16 protein-coding genes are annotated in these 15692 nt (G+C 72.1%); 3 read left to right on the top strand and 13 right to left on the bottom strand.

Annotation, left to right across the window (positions count from 1 at the left end; translation table 11 throughout):
- Window positions 1-14: 14 nt before the first annotated feature.
- Entirely contained in the window at window positions 15-482 is a 468-nt protein-coding gene (locus ACZ6ZR_RS03555; RefSeq protein WP_465638946.1) for a hypothetical protein, read from the bottom strand.
- An 82-nt stretch (window positions 483-564) separates the two neighbouring features.
- On the opposite strand from ACZ6ZR_RS03555, the gene ACZ6ZR_RS03550 reads away from it, so the two are divergent.
- Complete coding sequence (locus tag ACZ6ZR_RS03550) at window positions 565-894, top strand: antibiotic biosynthesis monooxygenase (RefSeq protein WP_465638945.1); 330 nt, start codon at window positions 565-567, stop codon at window positions 892-894.
- Window positions 895-917: 23 nt separating this feature from the next.
- Here ACZ6ZR_RS03550 and ACZ6ZR_RS03545 read toward each other — a convergent pair whose 3' ends face one another.
- Window positions 918-1712, bottom strand: a complete 795-nt coding sequence (locus ACZ6ZR_RS03545; protein WP_465638944.1) for an IclR family transcriptional regulator — start codon at window positions 1710-1712, stop codon at window positions 918-920.
- Between the two features lie 189 nt (window positions 1713-1901).
- On the opposite strand from ACZ6ZR_RS03545, the gene aceB reads away from it, so the two are divergent.
- Window positions 1902-3554, top strand: a complete 1653-nt coding sequence (aceB, locus tag ACZ6ZR_RS03540) for a malate synthase A (protein WP_465638942.1) — start codon at window positions 1902-1904, stop codon at window positions 3552-3554.
- 134 nt (window positions 3555-3688) lie between these two features.
- Entirely contained in the window at window positions 3689-4075 is a 387-nt protein-coding gene (locus ACZ6ZR_RS03535) for an allophanate hydrolase-related protein (RefSeq protein ID WP_465638940.1), read from the top strand.
- Here ACZ6ZR_RS03535 and ACZ6ZR_RS03530 read toward each other — a convergent pair.
- The 11 genes from ACZ6ZR_RS03530 to ACZ6ZR_RS03480 all read right to left on the bottom strand — a co-directional run bounded on the left by ACZ6ZR_RS03530 (window position 4053) and on the right by ACZ6ZR_RS03480 (window position 15582).
- Window positions 4053-4967: a hypothetical protein gene (locus ACZ6ZR_RS03530; protein WP_465638938.1), complete on the bottom strand. Its 915-nt coding sequence runs from the start codon at window positions 4965-4967 to the stop codon at window positions 4053-4055. The genes ACZ6ZR_RS03535 and ACZ6ZR_RS03530 overlap by 23 nt on opposite strands.
- A gap of 34 nt (window positions 4968-5001) precedes the next feature.
- Window positions 5002-7281 (bottom strand): PE-PPE domain-containing protein, encoded by a 2280-nt coding sequence (locus tag ACZ6ZR_RS03525; RefSeq protein ID WP_465638936.1) that lies wholly within the window; start codon window positions 7279-7281, stop codon window positions 5002-5004.
- Between the two features lie 57 nt (window positions 7282-7338).
- Complete coding sequence (locus tag ACZ6ZR_RS03520; protein WP_465638934.1) at window positions 7339-8022, bottom strand: response regulator transcription factor; 684 nt, start codon at window positions 8020-8022, stop codon at window positions 7339-7341.
- 51 nt (window positions 8023-8073) lie between these two features.
- A complete protein-coding gene (locus ACZ6ZR_RS03515) occupies window positions 8074-9585 on the bottom strand; it encodes a sensor histidine kinase (RefSeq protein ID WP_465638932.1) in 1512 nt (503 codons plus the stop codon).
- Window positions 9586-9762: 177 nt separating this feature from the next.
- A complete protein-coding gene (locus ACZ6ZR_RS03510) occupies window positions 9763-11145 on the bottom strand; it encodes an 8-oxoguanine deaminase (RefSeq protein WP_465638930.1) in 1383 nt (460 codons plus the stop codon).
- 62 nt (window positions 11146-11207) lie between these two features.
- Window positions 11208-12671 carry a nucleobase:cation symporter-2 family protein gene (locus tag ACZ6ZR_RS03505; RefSeq protein WP_465638928.1) on the bottom strand — a complete coding sequence of 488 codons (1464 nt, stop codon included), beginning with the start codon at window positions 12669-12671 and terminating at the stop codon, window positions 11208-11210.
- A 264-nt stretch (window positions 12672-12935) separates the two neighbouring features.
- Window positions 12936-13856 carry a factor-independent urate hydroxylase gene (pucL, locus tag ACZ6ZR_RS03500; RefSeq protein WP_465638926.1) on the bottom strand — a complete coding sequence of 307 codons (921 nt, stop codon included), beginning with the start codon at window positions 13854-13856 and terminating at the stop codon, window positions 12936-12938.
- Window positions 13857-13884: 28 nt separating this feature from the next.
- Window positions 13885-14220 carry a hydroxyisourate hydrolase gene (gene uraH / locus ACZ6ZR_RS03495; protein ID WP_184912256.1) on the bottom strand — a complete coding sequence of 112 codons (336 nt, stop codon included), beginning with the start codon at window positions 14218-14220 and terminating at the stop codon, window positions 13885-13887.
- A gap of 40 nt (window positions 14221-14260) precedes the next feature.
- Window positions 14261-14773 (bottom strand): 2-oxo-4-hydroxy-4-carboxy-5-ureidoimidazoline decarboxylase, encoded by a 513-nt coding sequence (gene uraD, locus ACZ6ZR_RS03490; protein WP_465638923.1) that lies wholly within the window; start codon window positions 14771-14773, stop codon window positions 14261-14263.
- A gap of 180 nt (window positions 14774-14953) precedes the next feature.
- Entirely contained in the window at window positions 14954-15331 is a 378-nt protein-coding gene (locus tag ACZ6ZR_RS03485; protein WP_465638922.1) for a helix-turn-helix domain-containing protein, read from the bottom strand.
- Window positions 15328-15582 carry a thiamine-binding protein gene (locus ACZ6ZR_RS03480; protein ID WP_465639194.1) on the bottom strand — a complete coding sequence of 85 codons (255 nt, stop codon included), beginning with the start codon at window positions 15580-15582 and terminating at the stop codon, window positions 15328-15330. The genes ACZ6ZR_RS03485 and ACZ6ZR_RS03480 overlap by 4 nt, the downstream gene beginning before the upstream one ends.
- Window positions 15583-15692 lie beyond the last annotated feature (110 nt).

Genomic DNA, 15692 nt, shown 5'->3' with positions numbered 1-15692 from the left:
CCGGCACTAGGAACTCAGGCCACGGACAGCGTGAACGGCGTGGAGTTGTTCGCGAGGTTCGTGTCGTCCGCGCTGATCACCTTGACGTGCCCCTCGGCCTTCGTGCCGGGGGGCACGTCGGCGTTCACCCGGACGGGGGCGAGGACCGTGGCGGTCCGGTAGCGGGGGAGTCCGGCGCCGAAGGAGCAGCTCAGGAGGTGGCCGTCGGCCGTCCGGTGGCAGGTGGTCGGGAAGTCCGGGCCGACGAAGGTGAAGCCGTCCGGCACATCCAGGAGCACCGTGAAGGCGGAGCCCGTCCGGTCCGGGCCCCCGTTGCCGACGAAGCCGTGCACCGTGGTGGTGCCTCCGGGCGGGGCCGCGTCCGGGTCCAGCCGGACCACCTCCAGGTCCGAGCGCGAGGGCAGTGCGCTCGCCGGCCCGGCCACCGCCAGCACCAGCGCCGCCGCCCCGGCGAGTACCGCCGTCAGCTTCCGTCCACCCATGGTCCACTCCCGTTCGCTCTCCGTGTCACGCCCTGTACAGAATGTATTGGCGTAGCGTGGAGGACAGGTGGAGGTGAGGACGGTGTCCGGACAGGTGTTGAGCGAGGTCTCCGGAGTGGTCGGCCCCGACAGGGAGGCCCAACTAGTGACGTCCTACCGGGAGTTGGTGGCCGGGGAGCTGCCGGAGGGGTTGATCAGGACGGAGCTGCTGCGAGGGCCGGGCGGCCGCTGGCGGGTGCAGAGCCTGTGGCGGGACAAGGCCGCGCTGGAGGCCGTCCGGGCGGATCCGAAGCTGGCCGCCGCGCCCCGGCTGTTCCGCGAGGTGGGCGTGGAGCCGGAGCTGACGGTCTTCCAGCTGACGGCGGCCCAGGTCGGGGCACAGCTCGGGACGCCCGGCCTCGATGCGGACTGAGGCCGGGCGTCGCTGACCTGACGTCAGGGGGCCAGGACCTGACCGAGCCGGGCCGCGATCTGCCGCATCACGGGGACCAACGAGCTCTCCCCGGCCTGCGCCTCCAGGGCCCGGATCCGGGCCTCCGGGCCGGAGACCGAGAGGGCGGTGGGAGTGGGTGCGCCGGGTACGGCGACGGCGATGCAGCGCACCCCGATCTCCTGCTCCTGGTCGTCGACCACGTAGCCGGAGGCCCGGGCGTGGGCCAGTTGGGCGAAGAGCTCGTCCGGATCGGTGACGGTGTACGGGGTGTGCGACTGGAGCGGCTGGGTGCCCAGCACCGCGCGCGCCTCGGGCTCGTCCAGCTGGGCGAGCAGGGCCTTGCCCACGCCGGTGCAGTGCGGCTGCACCCGGCGGCCGACCTCGGTGAACATCCGCATCGAGCGGCGGGACTGCACCTGGCCGACGTAGACCACCTCACCGCCCTCCAGCACCGCGAGGTTGGCGGTCTCGCCGGTGGCCTCCATCAGCTCGGCCAGGTACGGGCGGGCCCAACTGCCCAGCAGGCGGCCGGAGGTCTCGCCGAGGCGGATCAGCCGGGGGCCGAGGGTGTAGCGGCGGGCGGTGTCCTGGCGGACATATCCCTGCTGCACGAGGGTACGGATCAGGCGGTGGATGGTCGGCATCGGCAGGCCGGAGGTGGCGGAGAGCTCGCTCAGGGTCGCGATGCCACCGGAGTCGGCGAGTGCTTCGAGCAGCTGGAAGGCGCGCTCGACGGACTGGACGCCGCCGCCGGCACGCTCGGCCCCGGTCGGTGCTGCTGCGGGGGTGGTGGCCACCGGCGTTCCCTTCTGCTGTGGAGGAGGAGTAGAGTCCCGGCGATCTACCTCAACAAACCGTTGAAATTCTGTATCGCGGAAACTAGTCTCCACCTTACAGAACCGAACCCGCCAGTAGGTGGGTCGGTATCGAGGAGGCTCGCACCGGAGCCTCCCTGCTGGCTCAACTGTCCAAGGAGTGTTCTGCCCATGGCTGCAGACCAGGACCCCGTCGGCGCCCCCTCCGCCGCTCCGGTCGTCACTGTCGCCGGTCCGCGCGTCCCCCGCAGCGAGGAGGTGCTCACTCCCGAGGCGGTCTCGTTCGTGGTCGGCCTCCACCGTGCCTTCGAAGGCCGCCGGCAGGAGCTGCTGGCCCGCCGCAAGACCCGCCGCGCCGAGATCGCGGCCGCGGGCACCCTCGACTTCCTCCCGGAGACCGCCGAGGTCCGCGCCGGTGACTGGAAGGTCGCCCCCGCCCCCCGCGCGCTCCAGGACCGCCGGGTCGAGATCACCGGGCCGACCGACCGCAAGATGGTCATCAACGCGCTCAACTCCGGCGCCAAGGTCTGGCTCGCCGACTTCGAGGACGCCACCGCCCCCACCTGGGAGAACGTGGTCAGCGGTCAGGTCAACCTGATCGACGCCTACGAGGGCCGGATCGACTTCACCACCGAGGCCGGCAAGTCCTACGCCCTCAAGCCCGCCGCCGAGCTGGCCACCGTGGTGGTCCGCCCCCGCGGCTGGCACCTGGACGAGAACCACCTGCTGGTCGACGGCGTGCCGGTCTCCGGCGGCCTCTTCGACTTCGGTCTGTACTTCTTCCACAACGCGGCCCGGCTGATCGCCAAGGGCGAGGCGGACCCGAACTCCGGCCCGTACTTCTACCTGCCGAAGACCGAGAGCCACCTGGAAGCCCGGCTCTGGAACGACGTCTTCACCCACGCGCAGGCCGCGCTCGGCATCCCGCACGGCACCGTCCGTGCCACGGTGCTGATCGAGACCATCACCGCCGCGTTCGAGATGGACGAGATCCTCTACGAACTCCGGGACCACGCCGCCGGGTTGAACGCCGGCCGGTGGGACTACCTGTTCTCCATCGTGAAGAACTTCCGGGACGCCGGGGAGCACTACATCCTCCCGGACCGGAACTCCGTCACGATGGCGGCCCCGTTCATGGCCGCCTACACCCGCCTGCTGGTGCAGACCTGCCACAAGCGCGGCGCCCACGCGATCGGCGGCATGGCCGCCTTCATCCCGTCCCGCCGCGACCCCGAGGTCAACGCCGCCGCGCTGGCCAAGGTCAAGGCCGACAAGGACCGCGAGGCCGGCAACGGCTTCGACGGCTCCTGGGTCGCCCACCCCGACCTGGTCGCGGTGGCCCGGGCCTCCTTCGACGCGGTGCTCGGCGACCAGCCGAACCAGAAGCAGAACCCCGGCCCCGCCGAGCCGGTGACGGCGGCTCAGCTGCTCGACATCGCCGGTGCGGGCGGCAGCTGCACCGAGGCCGGGCTGCACAACGCCGTCCAGGTCGGCGTCCGCTACATCGAGGCCTGGCTGCGCGGGCTCGGCGCGGTCGGCATCTTCAACATGATGGAGGACGCCGCCACCGCGGAGATCTCCCGCTCGCAGATCTGGCAGTGGATCCGCAACGACGTGGTGCTCGCCGACACCGGCGAGAAGGCCAGCGCGGACCTGGTCCGCCGGCTGGTGGCCGAGGAACTGGACGGGCTGAAGGCCGAGCTGGGCGAGGCCGCGTACGCCGGTGGGCGCTGGGCCGAGGCCGCCAGACTGTTCGAACAGGTCTCGCTGGCCGAGGAGTTCGTCGACTTCCTCACCCTGCCCGCGCTGCCGCTGCTCGACTGACCACCAATCTAGCGAGGCGCGGCCGCCCCGCCGCCTGCCGTGCTGGAGCACTGGCCGCGCCGATTACTACGAACCGTACGGCCACCCCCGGTCGGGGTGGCCGTACGGCCTTTCCACGGAAGGAAGTCCACGCAGTGGCCCGCATCTTCTTCAACGGCCAGGCCATGGTCGGTGGCCCGTTCCACGCCTCGGTCGCCGACGCCCTGCTCGGCCCCGTCACCACCGCCCCCGGCTACCGCTTCTTCTCCATCCGCGACGAGTGCCCCGGCCTGCTCCCCGACCCGGCGGTCACCACCGCCATCGAGGGCGAGCTCTACGAGGTCGACCTGGCCCACCTGCGCGACGTCATCCTGCCCGGCGAGCCCGCCGAACTGGAGCTCGGCGTCATCGAGTTGGCCGACGGCTCGGCCTGCCTCTCGATGCTCCTGGCCCGCGGCCAGCTGGAGCGCGGCGTCCACAAGGAGATCACCGACTTCGGCGGCTGGCGCGCCTACCTGGCTACGCTGGGGCGCACCGCCTGACCGGGCCGTCCAGCAGCCAACTGCCGTCGCCCAGTGGGGTGGTCTCGTAGGCGTGGGTACTCCCGGAGGCGAACGCGCTGACGGCGCCGGTGGTCAGGTCGACCACGTGGTCGCGGTGCCACTCCTCCTCCGTCTCCTCGTCCTCGCCCGCGATGGTGACCACGGCGGTGGAGTCGGTCAGGTAGCCGCCGTTCCACTCCACGAAGCCGTCCTCCGGGTCGGGCCCGAAGGCGTCGACGGCCAGGGTGAGCAGCTCCTCGCCACCGGGGTAGCGGTGGAAGGTGACGTCGTTCTGGCTGTGATCCACTGTCATGAACTGCGTGCCGTCGGGCGACAGGTCCATCAGGCAGCGGTCGTCCCAGGGGTAGCGGACCACCTCGAGCCGGCCGCCGACCAGGCGGGCCCGGAAGGTGACCACGCCGTCCTGGCCCTCGCCGATCTCCAGCAGGACGTGGCCGTCGGTGGGGTGGAAGTACTGCGAGCCGCCGTGGCCGACGGTGTCCAGCCCGACCTGGTCGATCTGCTCGCCCGTCACGGCGTCCAGGACCATCCAGTGGTCCCGCTGGCAGCGCTCGGCCATTGCGTCGGGGCGGTAGACCCAGACCGTCCGTTCGTCAGGGGCGTACGCGCAGTTCGGCCGGTGGCCGTACCGGCTGGAGGAGTGCGGCTCCAGCGGGTGGCGCCAGAGCTCGGCGCCGTCGGCCGAGACGCACACCACGGCGTTCAGGGTCGCGTAGCAGGCCCGCCGCAGGTCGGCGGTGACGGTGGTCGAGACCGGCTCGTCCCCGACCGCCGGCGTGTACCGGGCGACCGGGGCCAGCTCGCCCGGCCCGCTGGTGAGGTCGTACGCGTGGATCACGCCGTCGACCAGGCGCTGGGTGGTGTGCTTCATGCCCGGCAGGCTACCCGCACCCGCTGACAGCACGTCAGGGGCCGGTCAGGCGGGTGGTCTCGGTGTCCAGGTGGGTGGTGAACTCGGACTGGCGGACGTAGCCGCGGTGGTGGTGGCCCCGGATGACCGGGAGGTCGCTGCCGGGGCGGCGTTCGGCGGTGGGTGGGTCGGGGAGCCAGACGTCGGTGATGCCGGGGGTGGTGAGGGGCTGGCCGCCGAAGGGGTCGGTGGCGCGGTGGAAGTTGGACCAGCGCGGGGGGACCGGGAAGCCCGCCAGGCGGGTGGCGGTGGCGGTGTCGGCCAGGTGGCGGGGGAACCAGCGGCGGTAGAGGCGGGGGACGGGGTTGCCGTAGGTGACCACCGAGAGGCGCTCGCCGGTCTCGGGGGCGGTGCCGGCCAGCCGGGCCACCGTGGCGGTGACGATCACCGCGCCCTGGCTGTGGCCGAGCAGTACCACCGAGCCGCCCCGGGAGGTCAGGTGCCGTACCCGCTCCGCGAGTTGGGGCACCGCCTGCTCCGCGTAGCTGGGCGGCGCGTACGGGTGGAAGGCGCGGGGCCAGAAGGTGGCGACGTCCCAGACGATGCCGACCACCCGGCGGGTGTTCTGGTCGGCCAGGGACTGACGGACCAGCAGGAGCAGCAGCACCGGGCCCAGCACCAGGATCGTCCCGGCCAGCGCCGCGCTGGGCGCGGGGATCCCGGTCCAGATCCGGGTGGGGTCCGGCTTGGGCCCGCCGCTCCAGGCCAGGCCGTAGCTGAGGCCGAAGGCGATGGCCGAGGCCCCGAGCAGGACGGCGGCGCCGGAGGTCAGGCCCTCCATCCGGCGCAGCAGCAGCTCGCCGTTGCGCTTGCGCCGCAGCACCTCGGCCAGCCAGAGCCCGCGCGGGCTCTCCGGGTGCGGCGCGGGGGCGCGCAGCCGCAGGGTTGGGCCGCGCTGCTCCCAGAGGTCCAACTCCCCTTCCAGGCCGACCGGGTGGCGCAGCCGGTGCCAGAACCAGACCAGGCCGAACCAGGCCGTCAGTAGCACCATCCCGTCGATGCTGAACCTGGCCAGCACCTCCGAGCCGGGCAGGATCTGAACCTGCGTCACCGCGGCCGCGCCCTTCTCGCCGGGCGGGCTGAGCCAGTGCGCGGCGGAGAGCGCCACCCCGGACCAGATCGCGAACAGCAGCCCGCCGCTGACCGCCACGGTGGTGAAGGAGGGCGGCAGCCGGGGCAGGCCGCGCTGCCCGGCCGAGCCCTTGGCCCACCAGGCGCAGGCCAGCATCGCCACCGCGGCGGTGTAGAGCACGAACAGCAGCAGGTTGAAGAGCTCCAGCAGGTCAGGGGTGCCGATCGCGGCCCCGCTCACCCCGGCCGCCCCCTCCCGGCGGGAGCTCGGCTGGACGGCGCAGAGCAGCATCGCGGCGGCCAGCAGCACGGTGGTGGAGGTGCAGGCCACCCGCCGGGAGGTCCGGCTGCCGGCCAGCCGGGCCCGCGGCCGGTCGCCGAGCGCGGCGGCGGCGAACAGCAACAGGCCCAGCACGGTGAGCAGTTCGAGGGCGGTCAGCGGCCCGCCGGCCCGGCCGCCGGTGCGCGCGGTGCGCAGCAGCACCAGGGCGAGCAGCAGTAGGGCCGAGCAGGTGTGCACGGTGCGGTAGCGGGTGGAGTAGGCGCCGCCCTCCCAGAAGCCGGGGTCGGTGAGTTCGGCCCGGGCCAGGTCGCTGTGGGCGGGGCGGTCGTTCTCGCCGCCGGTGCCGTCCCCGGCCTCCCAGCGCCGGTTGGGGCTGGTGCCGAGGTGCAGCAGCAGCACCAGCAGGGCGGGCAGCAGCGCGGCCACCGCGACCGCGACGTAGGGGCGGCCCTGGAGCTGGAGGGCGTGCCAGAACGGCTGGGCGCGGCAGTTGGCGACGGCCAGGCACTGCCAGGCGGCCTGGTCGACCAGGACGTGGGTGAGGAAGAGCAGGTAGGTGGCGGTGACGCAGAGCGCGATGATCCTCACCATGGCCTGCTGGAAGCGGACTTGGCGCGGCCCGCCGTGGGCCATCCAGCCGGCCGTGTTGACGAAGGCGAAGGGCAGCAGCAGGAACCAGAGCGCGGTGGCCCAGGAGCGCGAGGTCAGCCCGCCCCAGGAGTAGACCTCGCGGTGCCGCCCGGACGGCCGGGCGTCCCGCCCGCGCCAGATCCCGGCCAGTTTGGAGCCGGTCACCTGCCGGGCCTCCGGGTCGTCCAGCACCTCGGCCGGCCCGGCGCCGCCGACCCCGTGGACGACGAGCTCGGTCACCCCGTCCTCGTCCACGTCGGTCGGGTAGTCGTGGTCGTCCCCGTCGCCCATGCCGCACCCCCGGAGCTCGCCGTGCTGCTGGAACTCTGGGTCAGGGCGGGGGAGTTGTCAACGGAGTTCGCGCCGCTCGGCCAGCCGGTAGCCGACGCCCCGGACGGTGTCGATGCCGCACCGGGCCTGGGCGGCCAGCAGCTTGCGGCGCAGCGCGGCCACGTACACCTCGACGATGTTCAGATCGCCCCGGAAGGCGTGGTCCCAGACGGCGTCCAGGATCTCGGTCTTCGGCACGGCCAGCCCGGCCCGGTGGGCCAGGCACTCCAGTACGCCGAACTCCTTGGCGGTGAAGTGCAGTTCGGCGCCGCCGACCCGGCAGCGCCGGGTGGCCGGATCCACCGTCAGGTCACCGACCGTCAGGGCCGCGGGGCGGCCGGCCGCGCCCCGGCGGATCAGCGCCCGCAGCCGGGCGGTCAGCACCACGTAGGAGAAGGGCTTGCCGAGGAAGTCGTCCGCCCCGCTGTCCAGCGCCTCGGCCTCGTCGTACTCGCCGTTCTTCGCGGTCAGGATCAGCACCGGGACGGTGGAGCCGCGTTCGCGCAGCCGCCGGCAGACCCGGAAGCCGTTCAGCCCGGGCAGCATCAGGTCCAGCACCACGGCCGCGTAGCCGCCGCTCTCGGCCAGCGCCAGGCCCTCCAGGCCGTCGCCGGCCACGTCCACCGTGTAGCCCTCGGCCCGGAGGCCCTGGCTCAGCGAGCGGGCCAGCTCGTCCTCGTCCTCCACCAACAGCAGTCGCATCCGGCCAGCCTAGTGCCGTGCCCGGCAAGGCAAACCTTGCCGGGCACGGCACTAGGCGGAGTGCGGGCGGGCGTCGGCAACGGGCGGGACGGGGATCCTGACGAGCAGTTCGGCACCCCGGCCGGCGGCGGGGGCCACGGCGGTGGCGGTCCCGCCCAGGCCTTCGGCGATGCCGCGGACCAGGGCGAGACCGAGGCCCGAGCCGCCGTGCCGGCGGTCCCGCGACTCGTCCAGTCTGACGAAGCGTTCGAAGACCCGCTCCCGGTCGGCCGCCGCTATCCCCGGGCCGTCGTCGGCCACGGTCAGCCCGGCCGTCCCGCCGGTGACCCGCAGGGCCAGGGTGATCCGCGACGCGGCGTACCGTTCGGCGTTGTCCAGCAGGTTGCCCACCAGCCGTCCGAGCAGCGACTCCCCGGCGGGGAGCAGCACTTCGTCCAGCGCGAGCACCTCGACCGGGGGCCGGCCGAGGAAGGCCCGTTCGGCGACCAGCTCGGTGATCAGGTCGTGCAGCGGGGTGAGCCGGCCATCGGCGGCCCGCTCGTCGACCCGGTGCAGCAGCAGGAGGTCGGCGGTCAGGCGCTCCAGCCGCTCGGCCCCGGCCACGGCCGTGCGGGCCACCTCGGGCCAGTCGGCCCGCTCGGGGTGGGCCAGCGCGACGTCCAGCGAGCCGCGCAGCACCGAGACCGGGGTGCGCAGTTCGTGCGAGGCGTCGGCGACCAGCCGGCGCTGCTCGGCGAGCGCGTCCGCCAGCCGGTCCAGGGTCTCGTTGGTGGTGGCGGCCAGGCCGGCGATCTGGTCCCGGGCGGGCGGCACGGGCACCCGTTCGTGCAGGTCGCCGCCGCCGATCCGGGCCATCTGACGCCGGATCGCCTCCACCGGGCGGAGCGCGTAGCCGACCACCAGCCAGGCGACCAGCCCCACGAACAGCGATCCGAGCGGCAGCACGTAGCCCAGCATCGCGGTGGTGAGCGCGGTGGCGTTCTCCCGGGCGGCGTTGTCGTTCACCAGGACGTAGGTGGTGACCTGCTGGGCGGGGAGGTTCGGACGCCCCGTCAGGGCCTCCAGCGCCTTGGCGTCCCAGACCTGGCCGAGGTAGCGCTGGAACACCACGTCCCGGCTGCCCGGGGTGAGCTGGGGGCTGTTGGGCATGACCACGGAGATGTCCGGAGGGAGGTGTACCGCCACCTCGTCGCTGCGGCCGCGGAGGACCGTGGCGCCGACGGGGTCGCCCGGGTCGGGCACGGGCGGCTTGGGAGGCAGCAGCGGACGCAGCGCGTCGAGGTCGCCGATCACCTCGTGACGGGCCCAGGTGCCGTCGGCCAGCAGCAGCACGTACGAGGTCTGGGGGTGCTTCAAGCGAAGGGCCTGCTCCCACTCGGCCGCCGGCACCGCCTCGTCCAGCACGATGGCGTCCTTGAGGGCTGCCAGCTTCGCGGACGGCAGGCCCTGCTGGTAGGTCTGCTCCCCGATCCACCAGGTGACCGTGCCGAGCACCAGCGCGGTGGCCAGTGCTGCAGCGAGGGCGGACCGCAGCCGGATCGGGAGCAGCAGGAGTGAACGCACCGGGCCCCCGTCGAACCGTTCGAAAGGCCGTCAGCCTGGCACGGTCCGGGGCGCGGTGGCAACGTGGGGGCACGGGACGGCCCCGGATCCTCGCCGTGGGTCCGGGGCCGCCTCCACCCCGGGGGGTGGATCCGGGCGCCGCGCCGTCCCTGACGCGGTCCCGGAGTTGAGGGGGGATCAGCCGCGCGCGGCCAGCTCGCGGGCGGCGCGGGCCGCGTTCTGCGCGATCCGGTCCTCGTTCACGGTGGTGAGCAGGCCCTTCTCCACCACCGGGTTGCCGTTGACCAGCAGCAGGGCCAGCGGGGGCAGGGCGCCGAAGGTGAGGGCGGCGACCGGGTCGGCGATCGAGGAGTGCATCACGCCGTCGATCTTCCAGAGCGCCAGGTCGGCCAGCTTGCCGACCTCGATCGAGCCGATGTCGTTCTGACGGCCCAGCACCCGGGCGCCGCCCATGGTGCCCAGGCGCAGCGCCGAGCGGGCGGTGAGCGCCTTCGGGCTGCCGTGCAGACGGTTGATCAGCAGCGCGTTGCGCAGCTCGGTGCCCAGCTCGCCGGACTCGTTGGAGGCGGTGCCGTCCACGCCGAGGCCGACCGGTACGCCGGCCGTCAGCATGTCCGGGACCCGGGCGATGCCGGCCGCCAGGCGGGCGTTGGAGGACGGGCAGTGCGCGACGCCGGTGCCGGTCTCGGCGAACTTGGCGATGTCGGAGTCGTTCATGTGGACGCAGTGCGCCATCCAGACGTCCTCGCCTAGCCAGCCGGTGGACTCGAAGTAGTCCGTCGGGCCCATGCCGAAGAGCTCCTTGCAGAACGCCTCCTCCTCGGCCGTCTCGGAGCCGTGGGTGTGCAGGCGGACGCCCTTGCGGCGGGCCAGCAGGGCGGCCTCGCGCATGAGTTCGGTGGAGACCGAGAAGGGCGAGCAGGGCGCGATGGCGATCTGCAGCATCGAGTCGGAGGAGGCGTCGTGGTACTTGTCGACGGCCGCCTCGGAGGCGATCAGGATGTCCTCGGTCTTCTCCACCGCGTGGTCCGGCGGCAGGCCGCCGTCCTTCTGCGAGCGGTCCATCGAGCCGCGCAGCGCGGTGAAGCGCATGCCCAGTTCCTGGACGGCCTCGATCTCGGCGCCGAGGATGTCACCGCCGTCCTTGGGGAAGACGTAGTGGTGGTCCGAGGCGGTGGTGCAGCCGGACTTGAGCAGCGCGGCGGTGGAGCCCTGGGCGGCCGCGTGCACCAGCTTGTCGTCGATCCGGGCCCAGGTCGGGTAGAGCGCCACCAGCCAGTCGAACAGGATGTTGTCCTGGGCCAGGCCCCGGGTGATCCACTGGTAGAAGTGGTGGTGGGTGTTGACCAGGCCCGGGGTGACCAGGTGGCCCTCGCCGTTGACCCGGCGCACCACGTTGTCCAGCCACGCCGGGGCGGGGCCCGCGCCGACCGACTCGATCCTGTTGCCGAGGACCACCACGTGGCCCCGGGCGTACTCGGTGTCGTTGGCGTCGACCGTGGCGATCGCGACGTTCTCGATCACGATCCGCTGGTCGGCGGGCGGGGGCTGGACTGCCATGGTGTGTCTCCTATGGGGGGAGGGTGCGGGGCGCGCAGTGAGCGCTGTGCGCCCCGCACCGGTCAGGACGGCGTCGCCGTTGACGCCGCCGCGCCGTGCGAACCGCCTTGCGGGGCAGAGCGGTTGGCACCGACGTGGTGGAAGAGCAGGTTGAGCAGGACGGCCAGCACGCAGCCGGCGGATATCCCGGAGTGCATCAGCGTGCGGACGGCCTCCGGGAAGGCGTCGTAGAAGGTCGGGGCGGCGATCGGGATGATGCCGACCCCGAGCGAGACGGAGACCAGGATGGTGTTGGCGCTGGACTCCATCCCCGCCTCGGCCAGGGTCCGGATGCCGCTGGCCGCCACCGTGCCGAAGAGCACGATCCCGGCGCCGCCGAGCACCGGCGAGGGCACCAGCGAGACCACCGAGCCGAGCACCGGGAAGAGCCCGAGCAGGATCAGGATCCCGCCGCCGGCCGCGACCACGAAGCGGCTGCGGATGTTGGTCAGTGCCACCAGCCCGATGTTCTGGGCGAAGGCGCTGGCCGCGAAGCCGTTGAAGACCGGGCTGATCGCGGTGGCCAGCCCGTCGGCCCGCAGGCCGGCGGCCAGGGTGGGCTCGTCCGCCTCGCGGTCCACGATCCGGCCCAGGGCCAGCATGTCGGCGGTGGACTCGGTCATCGAGACGACCATCACGATGCAGATCGAGACGATCGCGGTGACCTCGAAGACCGGGGCGCCGAAGTGGAACGGCGAGGGCAGGGCGAAGACCTTGGCCTGCGAGACCGCCCCGAACTCGGCCAGCCCGAGCGGGAAGGCGAGGGCGGTGCCGATGGCCAGGCCGATCAGCAGCGAGAGCTGCTGCCAGAACCCGCGGAGCAGCTTGTTGCAGAGCACCACCGCGGTGAGGGTGAACGCGGCGAGGCCGATGGCCTTCACGGAGCCGTAGCCGGGGGCACCGGGGGTGCCGCCGCGGGCCCAGTTGACCGCCACCGGGAGCAGCGACACCCCGATGAGGGTGATCACGGTGCCCTGCACGACCGGCGGGAAGAACCTGATGAGCTTGCAGAAGTACGGAGCCGCGAGGAAGCACAGGATCCCCGCGACGATCACCGCGCCGAAGATCACCGGGAGCGCGTCCTGGGGACCGTGCTCCTTGGCGATCGCCAGCATCGGCGCGACGCCGGCGAACGAGACGCCGTTGACGAACGGCAGCCGGGCGCCGATCTTCCAGACGCCGAGCGTCTGGAGGAGGGTGGCCAGGCCTGCGGTGAACAGGCTGGCCGAGATGAGCAGGGCGAGCTCGGTGGGGGAGAGACCCACACCGGCGCCGACGATCAGCGGGGGTGCGACCACACCCGCGTACATCGCGGCGACGTGCTGGAGTCCGGTGGTGAAGAGCTTCACCGTCGGCAGCAGCTCGTCCACGGGGTGGACCGTACGGCCGGCCGGGGTGTCGGGGAGGTTGGTCGACACCCCGGCCGGCCGTACAGGCCCGTCTGGGGTGGAACCGCCGTCAGTGGTACGGGTGTTGGGGAGTGCCATGTCGAGCCCCTCTTGTGCTCGTGACTCCCGGCGTGCCCGTGGCGCTGGAGAATGCCCGAGGGCGGGACGGCGGTGCAAGGGTCCCTCGGGGTGCTTCTCCAGGTCCCCGGGCCGGCCGCCGCGAGGCGAGCACGATCTCCGGTAGGTGGGGGTGGAGAAACAGGTGGAGCGGGCGGAGCGGGCCGTCCGGCACCGTCCGGCCGGGTGCGGCCGGTGGGTGCAGCGGTGCTGGACGGCGGTCATGACGGTGCCTCGGTTCGGCGATCAGGCGACCGGGATGACCGGGGTGACGCCCTCGCGGTGCACGGTGCCCTCGATCAGGCCGTACATCCGGTCGGCGGCGTAGTAGACCTCGTTCTCGTTCTTCAGGCCGAAGGGCGAGAGGTCCACCAGGAAGTGGTGCTTGTTCGGGAGCTCCAGGCGGACCTCGTCCACCTCGGCCCGGTTGTTCAGCACGCGGGTGCCCATCGAGTGCAGGGTCTGCTGCAGCGAGTAGGAGTAGGTCTCCGCGAACGCCTCCAGCAGGTGGCGCTTGACGTGCTGGTACGAGCGGTTCCAATTGGGCTCGGCCGAGCCCTCGGTGCCGTCGAAGGAGTACTTCCAACGGGCCGTCACCTGGGTGGCGAGGATCCGGTCGTACGCCTCCTGGAGGGTGGTGTACTTGTCCTTGATGTAGCCCCAGAACTCCGAGTTGGTGGAGTTCAGGACGGTCAGGTCCTTGAGGCCGGAGATCACCGAGACGGTGGTGCCGTCGTAGACGATCTCACTGGTGCGCACCTCGCCGCCGTTGCGGACGAAGGAGTGGCCGACCTCCTCGGAGCCGATGAAGCGGGCCGAGTTGTCCGGGGTCTTGATCCGGTCCCAGGTGTACTCCTCGATCCGGATCCGGGCGCTGTGCACCACGCCGCGCTCGGTGTCGTCCACGAAGTGGCGGGCCAGCAGGATGCCGAAGGCCTCCGCCGACTCGATGCCGTACTCCTTGGCGAAGGCGTACACGGTGTTCTTGGTGGTGTCGGTGGGCAGGCAGTTGGCGTTCGAGCCGGTGAGGTGGACGTCGTCGAACTCGCCGCGCAGGGCGACCGAGACGTTCAGGTCCTTGATCTCGTGGCGGGTGGAGTCGCGGTAGACCCGGACGATGCGGTTCTCCGCCTTGCCGTACTGGTTCTGACCGAGCACGTGGGCCATGACGGCTCCTAAGGGTTCCAGCGGTCTACTAGCTTCCGCGGTAGACCGAGTATCCGAACGGGTTGAGCAGCAACGGCACGTGGTAGTGGTGCTGCGCGGGCGCGACCGTGAAGACGATCGAGACCTCGGGGAAGAACGGCGGCTCCTCGGACTTCGCCGCGTAGTACGCGGCGGTGTCGAAGAGCAGCCGGACGACCGAGCCCGCCTCCACGGCCGGCAGGTCCTTGGCCCGGCCGTCGGAGTCCGTGGCGGAGGTGCCGAGCACCTGCCAGCCACCCTCGGTGTGCAGTGCGAGCTCGACCGGAACCCCCTCGGCCGGACGGCCGAGGCTGGTGTCGAGCACGTGCGTGGAGATGCCAGTCATGGGTTGAATGACCTTACTGATGGCAGGAGTTGACGTGCTGTCAGGAGCCGGGGGGCTCGTCCAGCAGTCGGTTGATCCGGATGTCGTTGATCTTGCGCAGCTCGCCCCGGACGATCTCCGCCTCGGTGGCGGCGTCGTTGGGGAAGCGCCCGCGGAGCGCGGTGAGCATGGTGTCGGCCGTGCGGCCGGTCGCGCAGATCAGGAACACGTGGCCGAACTTCGCCTCGTAGGCGGCGTTCGCCTCGTGCAGCTCGTCGAGGAGTGCGAAGTCGACTCCCCGGATGCCGGCCTGCTCCCGCTCGGAGGTGGCGTCGCCCGACTTGGGCTTGCCGATCCGGGCGTGGCCGGCCATCGCGTCGTTCAGGTCCTCGACCGTCAGCTTCGCCATCGCCGCCTCGTTGGCGGCGAGCAGCTCGGCCCGGTCGGACCACGGCCGGGTCTCCGCCACGAAGGCGGCCCAGCTGGGGCTGGAGCAGATCTCCAGCAGGGTCTCCGTCAGCTCGGCGGCGGGGGCCGCCGCCAGAGCGTCAAGAGCGTCGATGGGGCTGGTCACGGGTGGGCCTCCTGAAGAGTGGTGCCACCCGGAAAAGCTAGATCCGCCACCCGTAGCCGTCAACACTTTGTTGAACTGTTGGTGGTTACGTTTTGGGCCAGGTGCTCTGACCGGCCCTTTTGGTGTGCGATTCGCCAAGTGTGCCCGGCCCGTCGTGGCGACGAGACTGGGTCCGTCAGGTCAGCCCTTCGAGCCGTCCTGTCGGTTCAGGTAGTTGTACACCGTGAACCGGCTGACGCCGAGGGCGCTGGCGACGGTCTCCACGCCGTGCCGGACGGTGAAGGCGCCGCGCTCCTCCAGGAGGGCGACCACGCGCTGCTTCTCGTACCGGTCCAGCTCGGTCAGCGGACGGCCGTCGAACTGACGGGTCATCTCGGTCAGCAGCCGGTCCAACGCGCTGCTGAGGTGCGGCAGGCGGACGGCGATCGCCGCCCGGCCGTCCCACTCCAGCACCACGTCGTCCGGACGGGCCTCGTCGAGCGCGACCTCGGTCGCGCCGACGGCCTCCAGCAGCGGCTTTATCGCCGATGCCAGCGGGTGTTCCAGGGCCTCGCTCACGCGCTACCCCCTCCTTCCACTTCCTGGTCCAGCACGCTGACCTGGACGGAGATCCGGGTCGCGCCGGCCGCCAGGGTCTCGCGCAGCAGCGTGGTCACCGCGGTGACGACGTCCTCGGCCTCGCCCCGGGCGTCGGTCCCGAAGGGGCCGACCGCCACCTCGAGTCCGGCGTCGGTCACCGCCTTCAGGGCCGCCTCGGCGTGCTCGGGGAACGTGTCCCGCTCGAACGGTTCTGTCGTGAACTCCACCATCAATCGCACCCGGTCACTCTATCGACCAGGCGTTTTGGCGGAAGGGGTCGAGTACTTCAACAAAATGTTGCGGCGGTCTTGACGGTCCATCGAATCGCCGGGCATGCTTC

The organism is Kitasatospora sp. NPDC088742, from assembly GCF_055584905.1.
The sequence above is the reverse complement of the archived record's forward strand: the minus strand, read 5'-3'. Positions and strand labels throughout refer to the sequence as shown.